The sequence below is a fragment of the Rhizobium sp. FG113 genome, from assembly GCF_057809895.1.
Map to the genome: position 1 here is coordinate 494004 of NZ_JBMDKV010000001.1, position 20071 is coordinate 514074.

At 61.7% G+C, this 20071-nt stretch carries 17 protein-coding genes and 1 riboswitch; of the genes, 9 read left to right on the forward strand and 8 right to left on the reverse strand.

All coding sequences use genetic code 11. The features are described 5' to 3' along the window. Positions 1–33: 33 nt before the first annotated feature. Entirely contained in the window at positions 34–642 is a 609-nt protein-coding gene (locus ACODTZ_RS01990) for a YkoF family thiamine/hydroxymethylpyrimidine-binding protein (RefSeq protein WP_047504290.1), read from the reverse strand. Further along, positions 634–745: riboswitch (TPP riboswitch) on the reverse strand. (Overlaps the previous gene by 9 nt.) A gap of 298 nt (positions 746–1043) precedes the next feature. Between ACODTZ_RS01990 and cysP the strand changes: the two genes are divergently transcribed. The 4 genes from cysP to ACODTZ_RS02010 all read left to right on the forward strand — a co-directional run bounded on the left by cysP (position 1044) and on the right by ACODTZ_RS02010 (position 4899). After that, entirely contained in the window at positions 1044–2030 is a 987-nt protein-coding gene (gene cysP / locus ACODTZ_RS01995) for a thiosulfate ABC transporter substrate-binding protein CysP (RefSeq protein ID WP_489023352.1), read from the forward strand. 105 nt (positions 2031–2135) lie between these two features. Continuing rightward, the gene (gene cysT, locus ACODTZ_RS02000; RefSeq protein WP_489023353.1) at positions 2136–2957 is read left to right on the forward strand and encodes a sulfate ABC transporter permease subunit CysT; all 822 of its coding nucleotides are present in this window, start codon (positions 2136–2138) and stop codon (positions 2955–2957) included. A 2-nt stretch (positions 2958–2959) separates the two neighbouring features. Next, a complete protein-coding gene (gene cysW / locus ACODTZ_RS02005) occupies positions 2960–3868 on the forward strand; it encodes a sulfate ABC transporter permease subunit CysW (protein WP_489023355.1) in 909 nt (302 codons plus the stop codon). After that, the gene (locus tag ACODTZ_RS02010) at positions 3865–4899 is read left to right on the forward strand and encodes a sulfate/molybdate ABC transporter ATP-binding protein (protein WP_489023357.1); all 1035 of its coding nucleotides are present in this window, start codon (positions 3865–3867) and stop codon (positions 4897–4899) included. Before cysW ends, ACODTZ_RS02010 begins: the two co-directional genes overlap by 4 nt. 4 nt (positions 4900–4903) lie before the next feature. Here ACODTZ_RS02010 and ACODTZ_RS02015 read toward each other — a convergent pair whose 3' ends face one another. The 3 genes from ACODTZ_RS02015 to ACODTZ_RS02025 are packed head-to-tail and all read right to left on the reverse strand — an operon-like array spanning position 4904 to position 7847. After that, a complete protein-coding gene (locus ACODTZ_RS02015; protein WP_489023359.1) occupies positions 4904–5656 on the reverse strand; it encodes an ABC transporter ATP-binding protein in 753 nt (250 codons plus the stop codon). Further along, positions 5650–6714 carry a FecCD family ABC transporter permease gene (locus ACODTZ_RS02020; RefSeq protein ID WP_489023360.1) on the reverse strand — a complete coding sequence of 355 codons (1065 nt, stop codon included), beginning with the start codon at positions 6712–6714 and terminating at the stop codon, positions 5650–5652. Before ACODTZ_RS02020 ends, ACODTZ_RS02015 begins: the two co-directional genes overlap by 7 nt. 2 nt (positions 6715–6716) lie before the next feature. Further along, positions 6717–7847, reverse strand: coding sequence for an ABC transporter substrate-binding protein (locus ACODTZ_RS02025; RefSeq protein ID WP_489023362.1), 1131 nt, complete (start codon positions 7845–7847; stop codon positions 6717–6719). Positions 7848–8091: 244 nt separating this feature from the next. Here ACODTZ_RS02025 and ACODTZ_RS02030 point away from each other — a divergent pair, with 244 nt between their 5' ends. Next, entirely contained in the window at positions 8092–8703 is a 612-nt protein-coding gene (locus ACODTZ_RS02030; RefSeq protein WP_489023364.1) for a nucleotidyltransferase family protein, read from the forward strand. 296 nt (positions 8704–8999) lie between these two features. Further along, positions 9000–10946 (forward strand): methyl-accepting chemotaxis protein, encoded by a 1947-nt coding sequence (locus ACODTZ_RS02035; protein WP_489023365.1) that lies wholly within the window; start codon positions 9000–9002, stop codon positions 10944–10946. 138 nt (positions 10947–11084) lie between these two features. Here ACODTZ_RS02035 and ACODTZ_RS02040 read toward each other — a convergent pair whose 3' ends face one another. From ACODTZ_RS02040 to ACODTZ_RS02050, 3 genes are all read right to left on the reverse strand, one after another. Further along, positions 11085–12551 (reverse strand): MDR family MFS transporter, encoded by a 1467-nt coding sequence (locus ACODTZ_RS02040; RefSeq protein WP_489023367.1) that lies wholly within the window; start codon positions 12549–12551, stop codon positions 11085–11087. Positions 12552–12766: 215 nt separating this feature from the next. Continuing rightward, positions 12767–13528 carry an alpha/beta fold hydrolase gene (locus tag ACODTZ_RS02045; protein WP_489023368.1) on the reverse strand — a complete coding sequence of 254 codons (762 nt, stop codon included), beginning with the start codon at positions 13526–13528 and terminating at the stop codon, positions 12767–12769. A 48-nt stretch (positions 13529–13576) separates the two neighbouring features. Then, positions 13577–15349, reverse strand: coding sequence for a cytochrome c biogenesis protein DipZ (locus ACODTZ_RS02050; protein WP_489023370.1), 1773 nt, complete (start codon positions 15347–15349; stop codon positions 13577–13579). A gap of 310 nt (positions 15350–15659) precedes the next feature. Here ACODTZ_RS02050 and ACODTZ_RS02055 point away from each other — a divergent pair, with 310 nt between their 5' ends. From ACODTZ_RS02055 to ACODTZ_RS02065, 3 genes are all read left to right on the forward strand, one after another. Continuing rightward, the gene (locus ACODTZ_RS02055) at positions 15660–16700 is read left to right on the forward strand and encodes an alpha/beta fold hydrolase (RefSeq protein ID WP_489023372.1); all 1041 of its coding nucleotides are present in this window, start codon (positions 15660–15662) and stop codon (positions 16698–16700) included. 96 nt (positions 16701–16796) lie between these two features. Then, on the forward strand, positions 16797–17537 hold the full coding sequence (locus ACODTZ_RS02060; protein WP_018898117.1) for a response regulator: 741 nt from the start codon (positions 16797–16799) through the stop codon (positions 17535–17537). Continuing rightward, on the forward strand, positions 17534–18850 hold the full coding sequence (locus ACODTZ_RS02065; RefSeq protein WP_489023373.1) for an ATP-binding protein: 1317 nt from the start codon (positions 17534–17536) through the stop codon (positions 18848–18850). The genes ACODTZ_RS02060 and ACODTZ_RS02065 overlap by 4 nt, the downstream gene beginning before the upstream one ends. A gap of 159 nt (positions 18851–19009) precedes the next feature. Here the strand turns inward: ACODTZ_RS02065 and ACODTZ_RS02070 are convergent, their stop codons facing one another. After that, positions 19010–20008, reverse strand: a complete 999-nt coding sequence (locus ACODTZ_RS02070) for an NAD(P)-dependent alcohol dehydrogenase (RefSeq protein WP_413391237.1) — start codon at positions 20006–20008, stop codon at positions 19010–19012. Between the last annotated feature and the right edge of the window lie 63 nt (positions 20009–20071).

Sequence of the window (20071 nt, forward strand, 5' to 3'; positions counted from 1 at the left end):
GCAACCGTTTGGGGCGCGAGCGTGGGGCGGCGCTTAGCGCTTGGACGGGCTGTTTGCCGAGACGGTAAGGTCGATCGTCACATGGCCTGCTGGCGGGCCAAAGCGCACCAGCGCTTCGTGCACGGTCGAAAACACCGCGCCGGTGTCGCCGCGCAGCTTCGTGCAGAAGTTCTTCGATTTTTCGAAGACGCCCGAATTCTTCAGGAAGTCGATGCAGCCGTAGATCTCGTCCATGTGGCCATCGATCCCGAGTGTATAGAGCGAAAACTGCGCGGCCGTTTCCTGACCGATGACAGGCGCGTCCTTGACCGCCTGGTGCGCGCGGGCCTTGCGCTCGTCGAGCGGTGCCATGGGGCCGGTCAGTTCGGGCGTCTGGCAGATCGGGTCGTCAGGCTCGCCGGGGCAACCGCGCGAGATGGTCGCGTGCAAGACGCAATGCTTGCCGCTGCTGGCGGCCGCCGCGAACAGATCGCGCATGGCGGCGAAAACGACGTCGGGAGTGCCGATGATCAGCGTCGAAATGTCGTCCGTCTCGATCCGCAACCTGTCACGATGGGGATCGAGCGCGGAAAGCGCATGGGTGATGACGCCGACGAAATCGTCGGTCATGGGATACAGTGAAATCTGCGCGCCGGAAAACATCGCTCTACCTCGCTCCGCTGGCATTATCCAGATCAGCTTGAGGGTCCACGATCATGCGATCGTATCTCAGCCCCGGCATTACGGAGCACCCCTGTGATGTCGGGGTGATACGCCAAAGCCTGGACGAGCGCAAGGGCCATGTCGTGGACTGAGGAGCCGAGACTTCGCAGTAATTTCTATTCGGCCCTCTCAAATTCCCGGCTCGGGGAAAGCGGTTTGTTGGCAGAGGCTTAGGAATGCTTCGCGAGTAGAGTGTAGCGCCGCATGAAGCAAAACCACCGCGAAATATGGCGAAAAAAGGACAGAATTTCTAAGCCTGTCCGCAAGCGGGGGCGGTGGTTCCTCGCGATCTGGAGGCGGTCCGATTAGTTTCACCGCACAGTAAAACACCGGAGCGATAGATGAAACGCCTTCTGATTCTCGGCACAGCGCTTGCCGCCCTCCTTTCCGTTCAGGCCCATGCCGAAGAGCCGAAGAAGCTTCTAAACGCTTCCTACGACGTTTCGCGCGAGCTTTTCGCCTCGGAGAACGAAGCCTTCATCAAGCAGCATCCCGGTGTGACCATCGACCAGTCGCATGCCGGCACCTCCAAGCAGGCGCGCTCGATCATCGAGGGGCTGGAGGCAGACGTCGTGACGTTCAACCAGTCGACGGATATCGATTTCCTGGCAAAGAACGGTTTCGTCTCCAAGGATTGGGCAAAGGCCTTCCCGAACAACGCGTCGCCCTTCTATTCCTTCCCATCCTTCCTGGTGCGCGCCGGCAACCCGAAGAACATCAAGGACTGGGGCGATCTGGCGCGTGACGACGTGCATGCGGTTTTCCCGAACCCGAAGACATCGGGCAATGCGCGCTACACCTATCTCGCCGCCTATGCCTGGGCGAAGGAAGCCTACAAGGACGACGAGGGTAAGATCGAAGCCTACATCACCAAGATCTTCGACAACGTGCCGGTCTTCGACACCGGTGGCCGCGCCTCCACGACGACCTTCGTCGAGCGCGAGACCGGCGATGTGCTGATCACCTTCGAGGCCGAGACACGCGGCATCGAGAAGCAGTACGGCTCCGACAAGGTTCAGGGCGTGATCCCGTCGGTCAGCCTGCTTGCCGAATTCCCCGTCGCTGTGGTCGACAAGGTCGCCGCAAAGCATGGCTCCGAAGCGCTCGCGAAATCCTATCTCGACTTCCTCTACACCGAGGAAGGCCAGCGGATTGCCGCGCAGTTCGGCCATCGCGTTCGCGATGAGAAGGTGATCGGCGAGTTCAAGGACCAGTTCCCGGCGATCCGCCTTGTCAATGTCGACGATACGTTTGGCGGCTGGGAAAAGATCCAGAAGGAACACTTCGCTTCCGGCGGCATTCTCGACAAGCTTTATGGCAGCCGGTAAGCCCTAACAAGATATCACATCGCTTGGCCCGGCTGGCGTTTGCCCGCCGGGCCGCTTTCGTCATCGTGCTTGCAGAGCAGGACTTATGAAACAGGGAATGACCGCTTGAGACGCAATGTCCTGCCCGGATTACGCCTGTCGCTGGGTGTGACCCTTCTCTATGTCGGCCTTATCGTCGTCCTGCCTCTGGCCGCCCTGGTGTTCAAGGCTGCAAGCCTTGGGCCAGAGGACTACTGGCGCATCGTGTCATCCTCGCGCGCGCTCGCCAGCTATCGGGTCACGGTGCTCTCGGCGCTCGGCGCCACGATCTTCAACCTGTTTTTCGGCTTCGCGCTCGCCTGGGTGCTGACGCGCTATCGCTTCCCCGGCTGGCGCCTCGTCGATGCTATGGTCGATTTGCCTTTCGCGCTGCCGACCGCAGTGGCCGGTATCGCGCTGACGACGCTGTTTGCCGCGAATGGCTGGTTCGGCTCGGTGCTTGAAGGTATCGGCATCAAGGTCGCCTATACGCCGATCGGCATCATGGTCGCCATGTGCTTCACCAGCCTTCCTTTCATCGTGCGCACCGTTCAGCCGGTTTTGGAGGATCTCGACCCGGCTTATGAAGAGGCGGCGCAGTCGCTTGGCGGTTCGGACTGGACGATCTTCCGCAAGGTCATGCTGCCGCTGCTGACGCCGGCGCTGCTTGCCGGCGTGTCTCTGTCCTTCGCCCGCTCGCTTGGCGAGTTCGGCGCCATCATCTTCATCGCCGGCAACCAGCCGATGTCGACGGAGATCACCGCACTGCTCGTCTTCATCCGGCTTGAGGAATACGACTACCAGGCGGCCGCCGCGATCGCCTCTGTCCTGCTGCTCACAGCCTTCCTCATGCTGGCGCTGACCAACTGGATGCAGGCGCGGGCGCTGCGATATACGGTGAGGAACTGATCATGAGCAGCATTCCCACCCGCCGCAAACCGCCGCGCGTCGGCGATCAGCCGATCGTCCGACGCACATTGATTAGCCTCGTGCTTATCATCGGCGCGTTCCTCATCCTCGCGCCGCTCGTTATCATCGGCGTCGAAGCCTTCGCCAAGGGCTGGCAGGTCTATAGCGCCACGATCAGCCATCCCGATACGCTGCATGCGATCATGCTGACGGTGCTGACCGCGTTGATCGCCGTGCCCATCAACACCGCCTTCGGCGTCGCAGCTGCATGGTCGATCACCAAGTTCGATTTCTGGGGCAAGCGCTTCCTGCTCGTGCTGATCGAGGTGCCGTTCTCCGTATCGCCCATCGTCGCCGGCGTTGCCTATCTCTTCGTCTATGGGCTGCAAGGCATCTTCGGGCCGACGCTCGAGGCCTATGACATCAAGATCCTGTTCGCCATTCCAGGCATCGTTCTCGCCTCGATGTTCGTGACCGCGCCATTCGTCGCGCGCGAACTCATCCCCCTGATGCAGGCGCAAGGGCGCGATCTCGAAGAAGCGGCAACATCGCTCGGCGCGTCCGGCTGGCGCACGTTCTTCTCGGTCACACTGCCGAACATCAAGTGGGCGATGCTCTATGGTGTCGTGCTTTGCAATGCGCGCGTGATGGGCGAGTTCGGCGCCGTGTCGGTGGTCTCGGGCAATATCCGCGGCCAGACGAATACGCTGCCGCTGCACATCGAGCTGCTCTATCACGATTATCAGGCAACCGGCGCCTTTGCCGCCGCCTCGATCCTGGCGGTCATCGCCATCTTCACCATCATCGCCAAGGTGGCGCTCGAGCGCCAGGGCGCCGGCCGCCGCTCCAGCAGCGCCAAGCCCGCCGCACGCCCGACCCTCGTTGCCCAGCCAGCAGAGAAAAACCCATGAAGATCCGCCTCGACCACGTCGTCAAAACCTTCGACACGTTCCGTGCCGTGCGTGATGTATCGCTGGATATCCGCAGTGGCGAACTTCTGGCGCTGCTGGGGCCATCGGGTTCCGGCAAGACCACGATCCTGCGGATGGTCGCCGGCCTCGAATATTCGGATGGCGGCCAGATATTCTTCGGCGACCAGGATGCGACCGACATTCCGGTGCGCGATCGCGGCGTCGGCTTCGTCTTCCAGCATTACGCGCTCTTCCCGCACATGACGGTCGCCGAAAACATTGCCTTCGGCATGAAGGTCTCAAAGGTCAAGCGCGACAAGGCCGCGATCGAAGCCCGCGTCAGCGAACTGCTGCGTCTCGTGCGGCTGGAGGGGCTGGGCGACCGGTTCCCGGCACAAATCTCCGGCGGCCAGCGCCAGCGCGTGGCGCTCGCCCGCGCACTCTCGGTCGATCCGAAGGTGCTGCTTCTCGACGAGCCGTTTGGCGCGCTCGACGCCAATGTCCGTCACGATCTGCGCCGCTGGCTGCGCGAGATCCACCACGAGCTCGGGATCACCACCATCTTCGTGACCCACGACCAGGAAGAGGCGCTGGATCTCGCTGACCGCGTCGTCATCCTGAAGGACGGCAAGATCGTTCAGGAGGGCACGCCCGAGCAGGTCTGCCGCGATCCGCAATCGGCTTTCGTGATGAAATTCTTGGGTGATGCAAACGTATTGCCGGCCGAAATCCGCTCCGGCGTCGCCTATGCCGGCGGCGCCTCGGTCGCGGCACCCGGCATTGCTGATGGCACCGGCGAGATCTATGCGCGCCCGGCCGACCTCGATTGGTCCGGAGACGGCCCCGGCATCGGCGCCAGCGTCGATCGTGTTCTCGACAGGCCGGATGGTCGGCGCATTCTGGCGAGCACCGAGAGCGGCGTGCAGCTGGAATTCGATGTCGAGCCCGAGCGTGCTGTTCGGGCAGGGGATCGCGGCTTCGTCACGGTACGCCGCGCCAAGGTGTTTGGCGCAGCGCAGGCTACAGTCTAAGCGATCAGATGGCGCCGTCGACGATGACGAGCGGCGTTCCCTGCGAGCAGTGTTCGATCCGCGCGTCGATCTTGTAGATATCGCGCAGCATGGTCTTGGTGATCACGTCGCCGGTCTTGCCGCTCGCCGCCATCTTGCCGTTGCTGATAACGACGGTGTTCTCGCAATAGCGCAGCGCGTGATTGAGATCGTGAAGCGCGATGAGAACGATCATGCCGTCGCGCTTGGCGGTGGCGGAGATGAAGTCCAGGACCTCCACCTGCCGATCCAGATCGAGTGCGGAGGTCGGCTCGTCCATCAGCAGGACTTCCGGATTGCGGATGAGCGCCTGGGCAAGTGAGACCAGCTGGCGCTGGCCGCCGGAAAGTTCGCCAAGCCCGCGAAACGCGAGATCGTCGATGCGCAGCGCCTTCAAGAGCCGGTCTATCGCCGCCAGTTCCTCGTCGGCCACTCGCCAGCCGCTGCCCTGCTTTGCCGACAGCAAGACGGACTCGTAGACCGTCAGCACGGCATTGGCGCCGGTGTCCTGCGGCATGTAACAGATCGTTCGCGCGCCGGCTTCGGTATCGGAGAGTTCGACCAGCCCCGGCCCCTTGATCAGCGAGGCGATGCGCTTGAATAGCGTGGATTTTCCAGCCGCATTCGGGCCGATGATCGCGGTGACGCTGCCGCCGCGAAGATCGTCGATCCCGACATCCTGGAGAACCTTGACCCGACCATAGGTCGCGCCAACGTTTTTGAGCGCGAGCGCTACCATGCGCGTCTCCTGTTGCTGAAAATGAGGACGAAGAAGAACGGCACGCCTACCAGCGCCGTGATCACGCCGATCGGCAGGATGGCGCCGGGAATGAGCATCTTGCTCACCACCGATGTCACGGACAGAAGAAGCGCGCCGCAGATGACGGCTCCCGGCAAGAAGAAGCGCTGATCCTCGCCGACGACCATGCGTGCGATATGCGGACCGACCAGTCCGACGAAGCCGATCGTTCCCACGAAGGAGACCGGTATGGCGGCGAGCAGGCTGACGATCATCATCGTCTGCAGCCGTAGCCGACGCACATTGACGCCCATGCTGGCCGCCTTGTCGTCGCCGAGCCTGAGTGCGGTCAGCGCCCAGGCGTCCTTCATGAATAGGGGAACGGTCACGACGAGAACGCCGGCCGTGAACCAGACCTTCGGCCATGTCGCCTTGGTGAGGCTCCCCATGGTCCAGAACACCACGGCGGCAAGCGCGTGCTCGGAGGCCAGATATTCGAGCAGCGACAGGGCCGCATTGAAGGTGAAGACCAGCGCGATGCCGAGCAGCACGATGGTCTCGACGCTCACGCCGCGCATCGTCGAGGCGAAATGAATGAAGAGCGCCGCAGCCATTGCCATCAGGAAAGCGTTGAGCGGCACCATGTACTGGATGGCACCGGGAAACAGCGAAACGCCGCCCACCAAAGCCAGTGCTGCGCCGAAACTCGCCGCCGCCGAGATTCCCAGCGTAAACGGGCTCGCGAGTGGATTGGAGAGGATGGTCTGCATCTGCGCGCCGGCAACCGACAAGGATGCTCCGACCGTGACCGCCATCAGGGCGATCGGCATGCGGATATCCCAGATGATCACCCGCAGCTGCGCGGCCACCGCACTCGGGTCGGCAAGTGCGGAAAGCACGTCCGATAGCGAATAGTTGGCCGGTCCGAGCGCCATATCGAGCGCGATGCTGAAACACAGCGCGATGGTGAGCGCGAGCAGGATCAGGATGCGGCGCAAGGCAAGGGCGCGATATTGCACGCGCCCCGTTGTCGATGTCTCGATGGCGCTGACAGCCATGCTCACATGTCCTTCAGAGAGACGAAGTAACCCTGCTTGTAGTCCAGAGGCAGGAAGCGGGCATGTAGTTCCTTGAAGGTCGCTTCAGGATCGAGATCGGCGAAGAGATCGGGATGCAGCCACTTCGCCATCTCCTGGATCGCGACGAACTGATAGGGGTTGTTGTAGAATTGGTGCCAGATGGCGTGGACATTGCCGTCGGCAACGGCCTTGACGCCCGTGAAGGCCGGACGCTTGGTCAGTGCCTCGAGCTTGCGATGGGCTTCCTTTAGATCAGCGCCATAGCCGACGCCGACCCAGGCGCCGCCTGGAACGTACTTGTCCCAATTGCCACCGGTCACGATGATCTGATCCGGGTTGGACGCGATCACCTGCTCCGGATTGACCGTTCCGAACGTGCCGGGAATGATCTCCTTGGCCATGTTGATGCCGCCGGCGATCTCGACCATCTTGCCGAAATTCTCGTTGCCGAAGGACATGCAGCAATCATCCGAATAGCCACCGGCACGTTCCACGAAGACCACCGGCTTCTTCGGGTTGTTCTTCTCGATGACATCGGTCACGCGCTTGATGCTGTCGGCGCGGAACTTGATGAAATCCTCGGCGACCGCCTCCTTGCCCATCAGCTGGCCCATGACGCGCATGCTGGGCTCGGTGTTTTCCATCGGCTTCTCGCGGAAATCCACGTAGACGAGGGGAATGCCGACCTTGCCGAGCTTTTCGATATAGCCTGCTTCTTCCGTCGCGGTCTTGGCGTCGATGTTCATAAGGATGACGTCGGGCTTCAGCGCCACGGCCTGCTCGATATCGAAGGTGCCATCCTTCATGCCGCCGAATGTCGGCAGCTTGGCAATATCGGGATACTTGGCGAGATAGGCGTCGTAGGATTCCGGATCCGCCTTCGGCAGATCGTCGCGCCAGCCGACCACGTGTTCGAAGGGGTTCTCCTTGTCGAGCGCGGCGAGGAAGTAGATCTGGCGGCCTTCGCCGAGAATCATATGCTTCACGGGCGTATTCACTTCGACGCTTCGGCCCGTCACGTCCTTGATGGTGACGGTATCGGCCAGAGCCGGCAAGGCGGTCGAGAGGAAGAGGGCGGCTGCTAGTGCTTGGATCTTGCCGGTGAGGCGCATTGGTGGTCACTCCCTTGGAATTGACCTCCGTCTATTATTTTATGACTTTATTAGTCAAGTTATATCTTGATTAGCATGCGAGAGCTATGCTCGACCGATCGTCAAGACTTTGACGCCATACTGATCGTGCTTGCGCCGATGACCCATGGCTACTACCAACGGGCGGTGTTAACATATTGACCGCGTTGTAGGAACGAGGACTGGCAGGTCTCGCCTGATCGCGATCTGGGAGATTGGAAACAGGATGAAACCTTCGGTCGCTATCGTGGTGCTCGCCGCTGGACGAGCCAGCCGGATGGGAGAAGGCGGCGCTCACAAGTTGCTGGCCGAATTTGATGGCGTTCCCCTTATTCGTCGCGTCGCGCGGGCTGCGTTGGCCTCCGACGCTTCAGCCGTTATCGTTGTGGTCGGACATCGCCAGGTCGAGATCAGAAACGCCCTGCACGATCTGCCGCTTCACATCATCGAAAATCCCGCCTACAGTTCGGGCATGGCGAGTTCGCTCAAGGCCGGATTTGCTTCCAGGCAATCCTCCGGCGCGCATGGAATTCTCGTCATGATGGGTGACATGCCCGGGATATCCATCGCGAACATCAATCAGTTGATCGAGACATTTGAAAGCGCGCGTGGAGAGGCGATCATCCGCTGCGTCGCCGATGGCCAACCCGGCAATCCCGTCATTCTGCCGAACTCCCTTAAAGACGCGGTTCTGCGCCTTGAAGGTGATATGGGCGCACGCGGGATTATCGAAACATGCGGCATGCCCATCATCGGTGTGGAAATCGGTGCGGCGGCGCGTCTCGATCTCGACACGCCGGAAGCGATCGTCAAAGCCGGTGGGGTGCTAAAGGCCTAGCCGCTGAAACGCCATCGCGCTCTGGTTGCCGCACCCAGCCAAACCCGCCAGGAAAAAACATTGGCGAGATCAGCATGTTGCCAGCCAATCCGGACAATTTTAATGGTTTTGTAAGTTAATTGTATGACGAATGGATCTCGGCAGTTCTGGGAGGAGCTATTCGCCATGACGGTGGAGTTGCGCTGCCATGCCCCTCCATATGTCGGTAGATGTTCGTGCATGCCTGGTCGACCCGTGAATGCGTGGGCCCGCCGGTAAAGCGATGAACAGTATCCGGCCGCGCGTCAGGCCTTGCCATGAGCTTTCTTCAAAACGCTAAAATTCGCACGAAAATTGTCGCCGTGATTGCCTTGATGGGTATCACCGCGATCGCCGGACTTGCCTATGTCAGCACGCAATTCAAGAATGCGGACAGCCGATATGCAAGCTTCCTGTCGCATGAAAGCATGGCGGCGACCCTCAATGCCAGGGCGACCGGCGGGCTGTTGCAGCTTGGATTCCAGCTGGGCCTGATGATGATCAACGATCCCGCATCTCCCGAGTTCGCGGCGTCCATCAAGATCTACAACGACAACCTGGCTCTGATGAAGGAGCGCATCGTAACCACCGGACGCCTCGTCGAATCGAGGGCTGAGCCGGCCGCGGCGATGCTGACCGCTATCGCGGCCTTCGACACGACGGGTCAGCAGGTCATTTCGCTGGTCAGGGAAGGGAAGCGTGACGAAGCCGTTGTGGTCATGCGCCGCGCCGGCAATCAGCTGACGGCGATACTGCCGCTGTTTGCTGGTGGCAACGATCAGTTGATCAAGATGATGGAAGAAGGAACGGCCGACCTCCAGGCAACGACCGACCACACGATCATCACCGGCCTGTCGGCACTTGGCGTTGCCCTGCTTGCCATCGTCGCCCTAGGTCTCTTTGTCGCCTCGCGCGGCATCACCACGCCGATCGATCGTCTTCGCGAGCGCATGCGGACGCTGGCATCCGGCGATACGGCAAGCGAGACCCCAGGCCTGGATCGCAAGGACGAAGTTGGCCAGATGGCCGCGGCGGTCGCGGTTTTCCGCGATAACGCGCTCGAACGCTCGCGTCTTGAGCGCGAAGCCGATGAAGGTCGCTCGCTGTCGGAACATGAGCGCCGGGCTCGTGAAGCTGGCAAGGAGAAGGACGCCGCCGATACCCGCGAAGCTGTCGAAGCGCTCGCGCTCGGCCTCAGCCGGCTTGCCGACGGCGATGTTTCTCATCGCATATCCAAGCCATTCGTCGATCACCTGGATTCTCTGCGCAACAGCTACAACCTGTCGCTCGACAAGCTGCAGGCTGCCCTGCAGGCGGTAGGCCAGAATGCCGGTGTCATCAATTCCGGCGCCGCGGAAATTCGCTCTGCCGCCGATGATCTCGCGCGCCGCACTGAACAGCAGGCCGCTTCCCTCGAGGAAACCGCAGCGGCTCTGGAACAGATCACCACAACGGTGCGCGATTCGACCAAACGCGCCGAAGAGGCAAGCGTGCTCGTCGAGCGCACGCGGTCTGGTGCTGAAAAATCGGGTGGCGTTGTACGCAATGCCGTCTCGGCCATGAACGAGATCGCCAAATCATCCGGCGAGATCAGCAACATCATCGGCGTTATCGACGACATCGCGTTCCAGACGAACTTGCTGGCCTTGAACGCGGGTGTCGAGGCGGCGCGTGCCGGCGAAGCCGGCAAGGGATTTGCTGTCGTTGCCCAGGAAGTTCGCGAACTCGCGCAGCGGTCGGCCAAGGCGGCAAAGGAGATCAAGTTCCTGATCACCACGTCAGAAACGCAGGTCAGCACCGGTGTCAATCTCGTCGGAGAAACCGGCACGGCGCTTGTCCAGATCGAAGCGGAAGTGACCGAAATTACCCGGCATGTCCGCGCTATCGTCGAGGCCGCGCGCGAGCAGTCGACGGGCATTCAGGAGATCAATACCGCGGTCAACACCATGGACCAAGGCACGCAGCAGAACGCGGCGATGGTTGAACAGACCAATGCCGCGAGCCATAGCCTGGCCAAGGAAGCCAGCGCGTTGAATGCGCTGCTTGGTCAGTTCACGCTCGACCAGCATGCTCGCTCGCCGGCGCGGACATCGCCCTCGGTTGCCACCGAAACGTCGAGACCGGTGGTATCGCAGGCGCGGGCGTTGACGCAGCGCCTGGCATCCAGCTTCAAGGGTGGAAATGCCGCTGCTGCGGTCGCTCATAATGATTGGGAAGAGTTCTGATCTTGAGCTTGCGGCGTCTAGTGACGGCGCCGCGCAGACATGATTGCGGATCGGCCATGTTTCATGGCCGATCTTTTTTGTCTTAGGCCAAACCAGGCGACGCATGTTCTTGCCGGCCAAGCGTCGCGCGCGGCCCTATCAGGCGCTCTTCGGAGCCGCCTGAGGTGCTAGCTGATGCGGCACCAGCAGGCAGGCCGGAACAATCAGCACGGCGATCAGCATCATCACCATGAAGGTCGCGTGAAGCGCCTGCTGCAAAGCCAGGCGGATCTCGTCGCCGCCGCCAAGGGCTGCGCCGGTGCCGTTCAGCAGAGCCCGCAGTTGCTCGGGCGTGATCGCCTGCCCGTTGTTGGCGTGTGCCAGACCATAGGTCAGAACCGCGCCCAGCACAGCGGCACCGAGCGTGCTGCCGAGATTGCGCGAAAATACGTTGGAAGCGGTGGCGCTGCCCCGGTCGGAAGCCGTCACGCTCTCCTGGGTCAGGATGAGGGCGCCGATATTCAGCAAGCCCATTCCGAAGCCCATGATGAGCGAGCCGGCAGCCGCCAGCACGGGAGAGCTGGAGGGTGCCAAGAGCACGAGCAGGCAGGTCCCAACCGGTATGAACAGGCTGCCGACAATCATGATCGGCCGCAGGCCGAAGCGGGTAAACTGACGCGACGCGATCGTCGCGCCGCAGGGCCAGCCGAGCAGCAGCATGGTCAGGGCAAAGCCTGCGACGAGCGGCGAGCGGTCGAGCACGGTCTGCACATACATCGGCAGGAAGGTCGTCAGGCCCATGATCGACATGCTGGCGAAAAAGACGGCCAGGTTGGCGAAGGCGATCGGCCGCCTCAGCCACAGGTCAGGGGCGACCATCGGCGCTTCGGCGCGACGCTCCTGCCAGATGAAGGCGACGAGCGCGAAAAGGAAGATGATGAAGGCGGCGATGGTGTAGCCGGAGAGGCCGGTCTCCACCTCGGTGAGCGCGATCATTAAGGCGGAAATCGAGACAGCGAAAAGTGCGGCGCCGAGCACGTCGATGGAGACGACGCGCGGCCGCTTTTCCTCATGCAGGAACAAGATGAAGCACAGCGCCGCCAGAAGACCGACGGGTATGTTGATCCAGAAGATCCAGGCCCATGGGAGGTTGTGAATGATGATGCTGCCAAGAAGCGGCCCGACAACAGCAGACAGCGCCCATACGCTTGCGAGGTACCCTTGCACTTTGCCACGCTGGTTGCCTGGGAAAAGATCGGCGACCACGGTCATCGCGACAGGCTGAAGGGCGCCGGCGCCGATACCCTGCAACAAGCGAAACGCGATCATCGAGGGCATGGACCATGCGAAACCGGCGAGTATGGAGGCCAGCAGGAACAGCGCGATGCCGACCAGCAGCATCGGCTTGCGGCCGTAGATGTCGGCGAGCTTGCCGAAGATCACGGTCGTGGCGGTCTGCGTCAGAAGGAAGGACGAGAAGACCCAGGAATAGAGATTGATCTGGCCGAGCTGGGCTGCGATCTGCGGCATTGCCGTCGAGACGATCGTCGCTTCGATGGCGATCATCGCCATGCTTGCCATGATCGCGACAACGACCAGTCCGCGATGCGAAGTTCTTTGTGTCATAGGAGGCTTTCGAGGCAAACGTCGGCGTAGACAATCAAGAATGCGGCGTCGACGGTTATTGGGTAGTGCCCTTACTATTCCTCGCAGCCGCTGCGTCAAGAGCTTTTGGCCGTGAACTTGTCGTCAGCGGTTGGATGAACGGGAGAGGGGAGCGCGTTGTCTTCGCGCTCCCCTCGTTATCTTTTGTGTCCAGACAATAGGCTAAGGCCCGGTCTCTATTTCCCAGCCTCATGCGCGGCGGCTTCGATAACGGTCGCGACCTTGTCCGGTTGCGAGGCGAAGACCGCGTGGCTTGCCTTGATCTCCGTCACGGCACTTCCCGCGCGCTTTGCCATGTCGCGCTCGAGCTCGGGATTGATCGACCGGTCGTCGGTTGCGACCACTGACCAGCTCTTCTTCGTCTTCCAGGCCGGATCATCGCCGATCTTGGCGGCGAAGGCCTGCTTTGCCGCGAAGACCTGCGACTTGGCGAGGAAAGCAGCTTCGTCCTTGGGCAAGTCGGCGGCGAAGTCGTTGGCGAAGGCGGCGGGGTCGAGGTAGAGATACTGCCCATCCTTCGTCTCGCGGATGTTCATGCCGCCCGCCGGTTTGGAGCTTGCCAGCGACAGCAGGCTTTCTCCCTTGTCCGGCTGGAAGGCCGCCACATAGACGAGGCCCGCGACATGTGCGTTGTGACCGGCCTCGGTGATGACCATGCCGCCATAGCTGTGGCCGACAAGCAAGGTCGGGCCATCCTGAAGATCAAGCACGCGGTTGGTGGCGGCAACGTCATCGGCAAGCGAGGTGATCGGCTCCTGCACGATCGTGACGTTGAAGCCGCGCTTCTCCAGGATATCGGTGGTCTTGCGCCAGCCGGAACCATCGGCGAGCGCGCCGTGAACGATGACGATGTTCTTTACCTCGGCAGCCTCGGCCGCGTAGGCGACAACGCTGGTGGCGAATGCAAGGGCGAGGGTGGCGATGATGCGATGGCTCATGGAAGTGTCTCCTTTGGATCGATGTTCAGGTTGGGTAGAGGGTTAGGTTCAGCCGAAGGTGAAGGCGTAGGCTTCGACGCCGGGGTCGAGAAAACGGATCTGAAAGCTGTGCGCCTCGACGTCGCCGGACTGGCGGACAAGTTGGTAAAGCCTGGTTGACGTGACGGTGCCGTTGCCATCGGCGTCAGTGTCCGCGCCGTGGTTGGCACCGGGCGCCTTGCCGTCGATCGTCACCTGGAAGCGGACGGGCTTTCCCGATGCATCCGGACCGAGGACGAGATGCAGGTCGCGGGCGCTGAACCGGTACGCGATGCCGCCATCCGCCTGCTCAAGCGTTGCCTGCTCACGGCCGATGGTCCAGGCGCCCGACAGGCCCCATTCGTTGAGGCCGAGATCGCCGACCGAATAGGTTCTGCTGGCGTCGTTGCGGAGGCCCTCGGGAGAGGCGAAGTTGGTGGCTTGTTCGTAGCCGATGTAGGTCTCGCCGGAACGGATGTCCTTGGGGTCAGGGCTTGCTTCCGCGCCCTTGGCATCCGGCGCTACCGTGCTGGCGGTCACCTTCGCGCTGCCGTTTTCGCGGATCAGGTCCTGGATCGCCTGTTCGGTCTGGCGATAGTTGCCTTCGCCGAAGTGGTGGTAGCGGATCTGGCCCTTGGCATCGATCAGGTAGTGGGCCGGCCAGTAGTTGTTCTCGAAGGCGCGCCAGATCTTGTAGTCGTTGTCGATGGCGACAGGGTAGGTGATCTTGGCGTCGGCGACGGCCTTGCGGACATTGTCGATCTTCTTCTCGAAGGCGAACTCCGGGGCGTGCACGCCGATCAAGACGAGACCCTGATCCTTGTACTTCTCGGCCCAGGCCCGGACGAAGGGCGTGGTGCGGATGCAGTTGATGCAGGAGTAGGTCCAGAAATCGACGAGAACGACCTTGCCACGTAGCTGTTCGGAGGTCAGCGGTGGCGAGTTCAGCCATTCGACGGCACCGTCAAGCGATGGCGCAATGCCTTCGACCGGCAGGTTGGCCTTGAACGGTGCGTTGCTGGCGGCGGCAGTCATCGCTCCGTTGCTCGCGACCTCTGCGGGTGCCACCAGATCGCGCTTTGCGTTGAAGCGGTCGAGAACTGCCTGTTCGAAGGATGTCGTGCTGGCATAGGACAGCCGCGCCAGAAGGCCGGTATCGGCACCGAGCGCGATTGCCGCGACGCCGGCAAGGACTGCTGCGCCGAGTACCTGGCGAACACGCTCGCTGACACCCAGCGACCGCTTCATGCCGGCAAACACCTTGCCGCCAACAAGCAGCGCCACGGCAAGCGAAGTGGCGGCACCGGCTGCGTAGGCGATGAGCAGGAAGGTCGTTTGCAGATTGGCGCCCTGCAGGGCGGCACCCGTCAGAACGAGCCCAAGGATAGGGCCGGCGCAGGGTGCCCACAAGAGACCGGTCGCGACACCAAGGATCAAAGAGCTCAGCGCCGTCGGTGCTGCGTCCGGCTTGCCGGAGGCCTTCATCAACCGATTGCCGAAATCGACGACCGGCTGTGTGATGGTGCTTGCTACGCGCGGCGAGAGCAGGCTGACGCCGAAGATGGCGAGCAGGGTGAGGGCAGCGAGGCGACCATATTCATTGGCGTGGATCGCCCAGCTGCCGCCTACGGCCGCAAGCGACGCGACAACCGCGAAGGTGGCGGCCATGCCGATCAGCATCGGCAATGTGCTGCGGACAAACGGCTGGCCGGCACGGGCGAAGACGAAGGGGAGAATGGGCAGGATGCAGGGGCTGAGAATGGTCAGCGCCCCTCCGAGATAGGCAATGATGAGAAGCGTCATCGTCGTTTCCTTTGAAACCAGGTGCGGATGCTGAAGGGCGACTGGCTCGATCAGCAGTGACGACAATCTGTTGTGACGACGTATCCGGCATGTGTCCGGTCTCTAGGAGAAGTGTGTCGAACTGTAGTGATCGCGGGCGGTGCTACAGAGCGAAACAATCGGCGGCGAAAGGGCTTGGCGATTGTATCGCAATGTATCCGGACGGGCCGTCGCTACAGTCGCATGCAATAACCGCCCGCCGGCGACACAACGGGGATACACGCGGCCGGCTTTATGGCGATCATAGTCAACACGGACAGGAGAGAGACCCATGACCAACGCAATCAACCTCGATCGCCGCCGCTTCTTCGGCATCGCCGCAATGACCGTCGCTGCCGTCGAATTCGGCGCCGCAACGCTGGCAAACGCGCAGACCGCTGCTGCTTCGCCTGCAAGGAAGGTTGGCGGGCATCAGTCGTTTGAATCGCTGAAGCAGATCAAGGCCGGCGTACTCGATATCGGCTACGCCGAGGCTGGCCCAGCGAACGGTCCCGCTGTCCTGCTGCTGCATGGCTGGCCCTATGATATCTACAGCTATGTCGACGTCGCTCCGATCCTCGCCAATGCGGGATACCGCGTGATCGTCCCCTATCTTCGCGGTTACGGCACCACCACCTTCCTCTCCAAGGATACGCCGCGCAACGGCCAGCAAGCCGCGCTCGCAGCCGACATGATCGCGCTGATGGATGCACTCAAGATCGAGAGCGCGATTGTGGCAGGCTACGATTGGGGTGCGCGCACCGCCGACATCATGGCAGCCCTCTGGCCGGAACGCTGCAAGGCGCTTGTCTCCGTCAGCGGCTATTTGATCGGTAGCCAGGAGATCAACAAGAAGCCGCTCGCGCCCAAGGCCGAGCTTGCCTGGTGGTATCAGTTCTATTTTGCCACCGAGCGCGGCCGTGCAGGCTATGCCGCCAATACCCGCGACTTCGTGCGGCTGATCTGGGAAACCGCGTCGCCCACCTGGAAGTTCGACGACGCGACTTTCGATCGTTCGGCGCCCGCCTTTGACAATCCCGACCACGTCGACATTACCATCCATAACTATCGCTGGCGTCTCGGCATCGTCGAAGGCGAAGCGAAGTACGATGCCTATGAAAAGAAGCTGGCCATGGGCCCCGTCATCACCGTGCCTACCATCACCATGGAAGGCGACGCCAATGGCGCGCCCCATCCCGACCCGTCGGCCTACAAGGCCAAGTTCTCGGGCCGCTACGAGCATCGCAACGTAACCGGTGGCATCGGGCACAACCTGCCGCAGGAGGCGCCCGAGGCTTTTGCCCAGGCCGTGATCGACGTCGCGTCGTTCTAAAGCGATCGGCCACCGCGCGAAATGCGCTTTACTCGCGGTGGCCGACGCGAAACTAATGGCTCACTTCAAGCCTGCGAATCGTGTGAAAGACGAGACATGGAGCACATCGACCATATTTTGATCGTGGATGACGATCGTGAGATTCGCGAGCTCGTATCGAGCTACCTGAAGAAGAACGGCCTGCGCACGACCGTTGCCGCCGATGGCCGCCAGATGCGCAGCTTTCTCGAAGGCAATTCCGTCGATCTGATCGTGCTCGACGTCATGATGCCGGGTGATGACGGCCTCGTGCTGTGCCGCGAGCTCCGGGCTGGCAAGCACAAGGCCATACCCGTGGTCATGCTGACGGCGCGTGACGACGAGATGGACCGGATCATCGGGCTCGAAATGGGCGCCGACGACTATCTTCCGAAGCCCTTCGCAGCGCGCGAGCTTCTGGCGCGGATCAAGGCGGTGTTGCGCCGGACGCGCATGCTACCGCCCAATCTGCAGATCACCGAGGCCGGCCAGCTCCTGACCTTCGGTGACTGGCGTCTCGATACCGTCGGCCGCCACCTGCTCGACAAGGAGGGGACCGAGATCGCCCTGAGCGGCGCCGAATACCGGCTGCTCCGTGTCTTCATCGATCATCCCCAACGCGTGCTCAATCGCGACCAGCTGCTCAACCTGACGCAGGGCCGCGATGCGGAGTTGTTCGACCGCTCGATCGACCTTCTGGTGAGCCGCGTACGCCAGCGGCTGGGCGACGATGCGCGCGAGCCGACCTATATCAAGACGGTGCGCGCCGAAGGCTATGTCTTCTCCGTTCCGGTGGAGATATCGGAGCCGAGGACATGAGCGAGGCGCGCCCTCGCATAGGCTGGTGGCCGGGTTCGCTGCGCTCGCGGCTTTTTCTCATCCTGTTTGCGGGACTGGCAATCGCCTATGGCCTGTCGTTCAGCATCCTCTTTGCCGAACGCTACATGTCGGCGAAAGCCGTCATGCTGGGCACGCTGGAAAGCGATCTGGCGACCTCGATCGCCGTCATCGACCGTCTGCCCGCCAATGAGCGGGCCGATTGGGTCGATCGCCTGAGCCGCGGCAATTATCGCCTTGTTCTCGGCCCCGGCTTGCCCGGTGTTTCCGACATGTCCGGCCGCGGCGCCGAGATCGCTGAAAGAATAGAGGAAGCGGCAGGGCACAAATTTCCGCTCAAGGTCGAATCCATCCCCGGTGACGGTAAGAGGCTTCAGGCTCATCTGACGCTGTCCGATGGTGCGCCGCTGACGATCGACGTCACGCCGCGCGGCGTCATGCCGCTGGCGGAGTGGCTGCCTTACGTCTTCGCCGCGCAGATGGCGCTTCTCCTTATATGCACCTGGTTTGCCGTACGTCTGGCCATCCGCCCGCTGAGCGCGCTCGCCACCGCCGCCGACACGCTCGATCCGGCAAAAAAGGGCGAGCCGATGAGCGAGCGGGGGCCGAGCGAAGTCGCCCACGCCGCCCGCGCCTTCAACGCGATGCGCGACCGGATCGCGCATTATCTGGAGGAGCGCGTGCAGATTCTGGCCGCGATCTCGCACGACCTGCAGACACCCATCACCCGCATGCGGCTACGCGCCGACATGGCCGATGATTCGCCGGAGAGGGACAAGCTGGTCAACGACCTACGCGAAATCGAGCGGCTGGTGCAGGACGGCATTGCCTATGCGAGAAGCTCGCATGGCAGCGGCGAGAAAAACTCGCGGATCGATCTCTCCTCTTTCATCGACAGCATTGCCTACGATTATCAGGACACCGGCAAGGCGGTGACCGTGCTCGGCGTCGTTCAAGGCACGGCCTCGACCAAGCCGCATGCGCTGCGACGCATTCTCACGAATTTCATCGACAATGCGCTGAAGTTCGCCGGTAGCGCCGAGATCGCCGTCGAGCGGAGCGGGGAGGGCGATGTCGTCGTCACCGTCTTGGATCGCGGACCGGGTATTCCCGACGATATGCTGGAAAGCGCCATGCAGCCCTTCTTCAGGGTCGAGACATCACGCAACCGTGATACAGGCGGGACGGGGCTTGGATTGGCGATCGCCCAGCAGCTGGCCGGAACGATCGGCGGCTCGGTGCGGCTCTACAACCGCGTGGATGGCGGTTTGGCGGCCGAGGTCCGGTTCCGCTAAGGCCGGTCCCCGCTACTGTCGCTTGAGGCGCCGCCGGTGACGATTGCAATCTTGTCTTTCAACATCACAGTCGTTGGCAAGCTCGGCCGCCACGCCAGTAACTCAGCCTCGTAGCAGCATGGAAAATGCTGCTACGAGGGGCTCTTAAGCGCGCGGACGTTAGCTCAACGTCGACATGTCCACAACGAACCGATAGCGAACATCATTCTTCTCAAGGCGCTCGAAAGCCTCGTTGATCTGGTCCGCACGGATCAGTTCAATATCCGCGACGATCCCATGCTCGGCGCAAAAGTCCAACATTTCCTGAGTTTCGGCGATGCCGCCGATATTGGAACCGGAGAAGCTGCGCCGCCCCTTGACCACGTTGAAGGCGCCAATTTCGAGCGGTTTTGCGGGCAAGCCGACCAGAACGAGGTTGCCGTCGATCGCCAGAAGATTCAGGTAGCTGTTGACATCATGGGAGGCCGAGACGGTGTCCAGGAGGATGTCGATCTTGGAGCTGAACTTCTTCATCTGTTCCGGATCGGTGGAGAGAACGGCTTCGTGAGCACCAAGACGCTTGGCATCCTCAACCTTGGACGGAGACGTCGTAAATACGACCACATGCGCACCCATCGCCTTCGCTATGCGTATCGCTACGTGGCCGAGCCCGCCAATACCCACGATCCCGACGACTTTCCCTGCTCCGGCGCCCCAGTGCTTGAGCGGTGAGTACACGGTGATGCCTGCGCATAGAAGTGGTGCGGCGGCTGCGAGATCAAGGTTTTCGGGAACCCGAAGAGTATACTTTTCCTTGCAGACATATGTTTGCGAGAAGCCGCCATAGGTGATGCCGCCGAGAACCCGGTCCTGGGAATTATATGACAAGGTCGTACCCTCGACACCTTCGCAGAACATTTCAAGGTCACGGTGGCAAGCAGGGCATGTGCCGCAGGAATCGACGATGCAACCGACTGCTGCAAGATCTCCAACCTTGAACGACGTGACCGCGGAGCCTACGGCTGTCACACGTCCCACGATTTCATGCCCAGGGACCATCGGATACCTGCTCGCGCCGAAGTCGTTCTTCACCTGATGAAGATCGGAATGGCAGATTCCACAATATAGAATGTTGAACTGCACATCATCGGGTCGCAAGTCACGACGTTCGATGTTCATAACGCCGAGCTGTTGGTCCGATGCTTGGGTGCCTACGGCTTTGATTGCAAGGGTCATATCTGG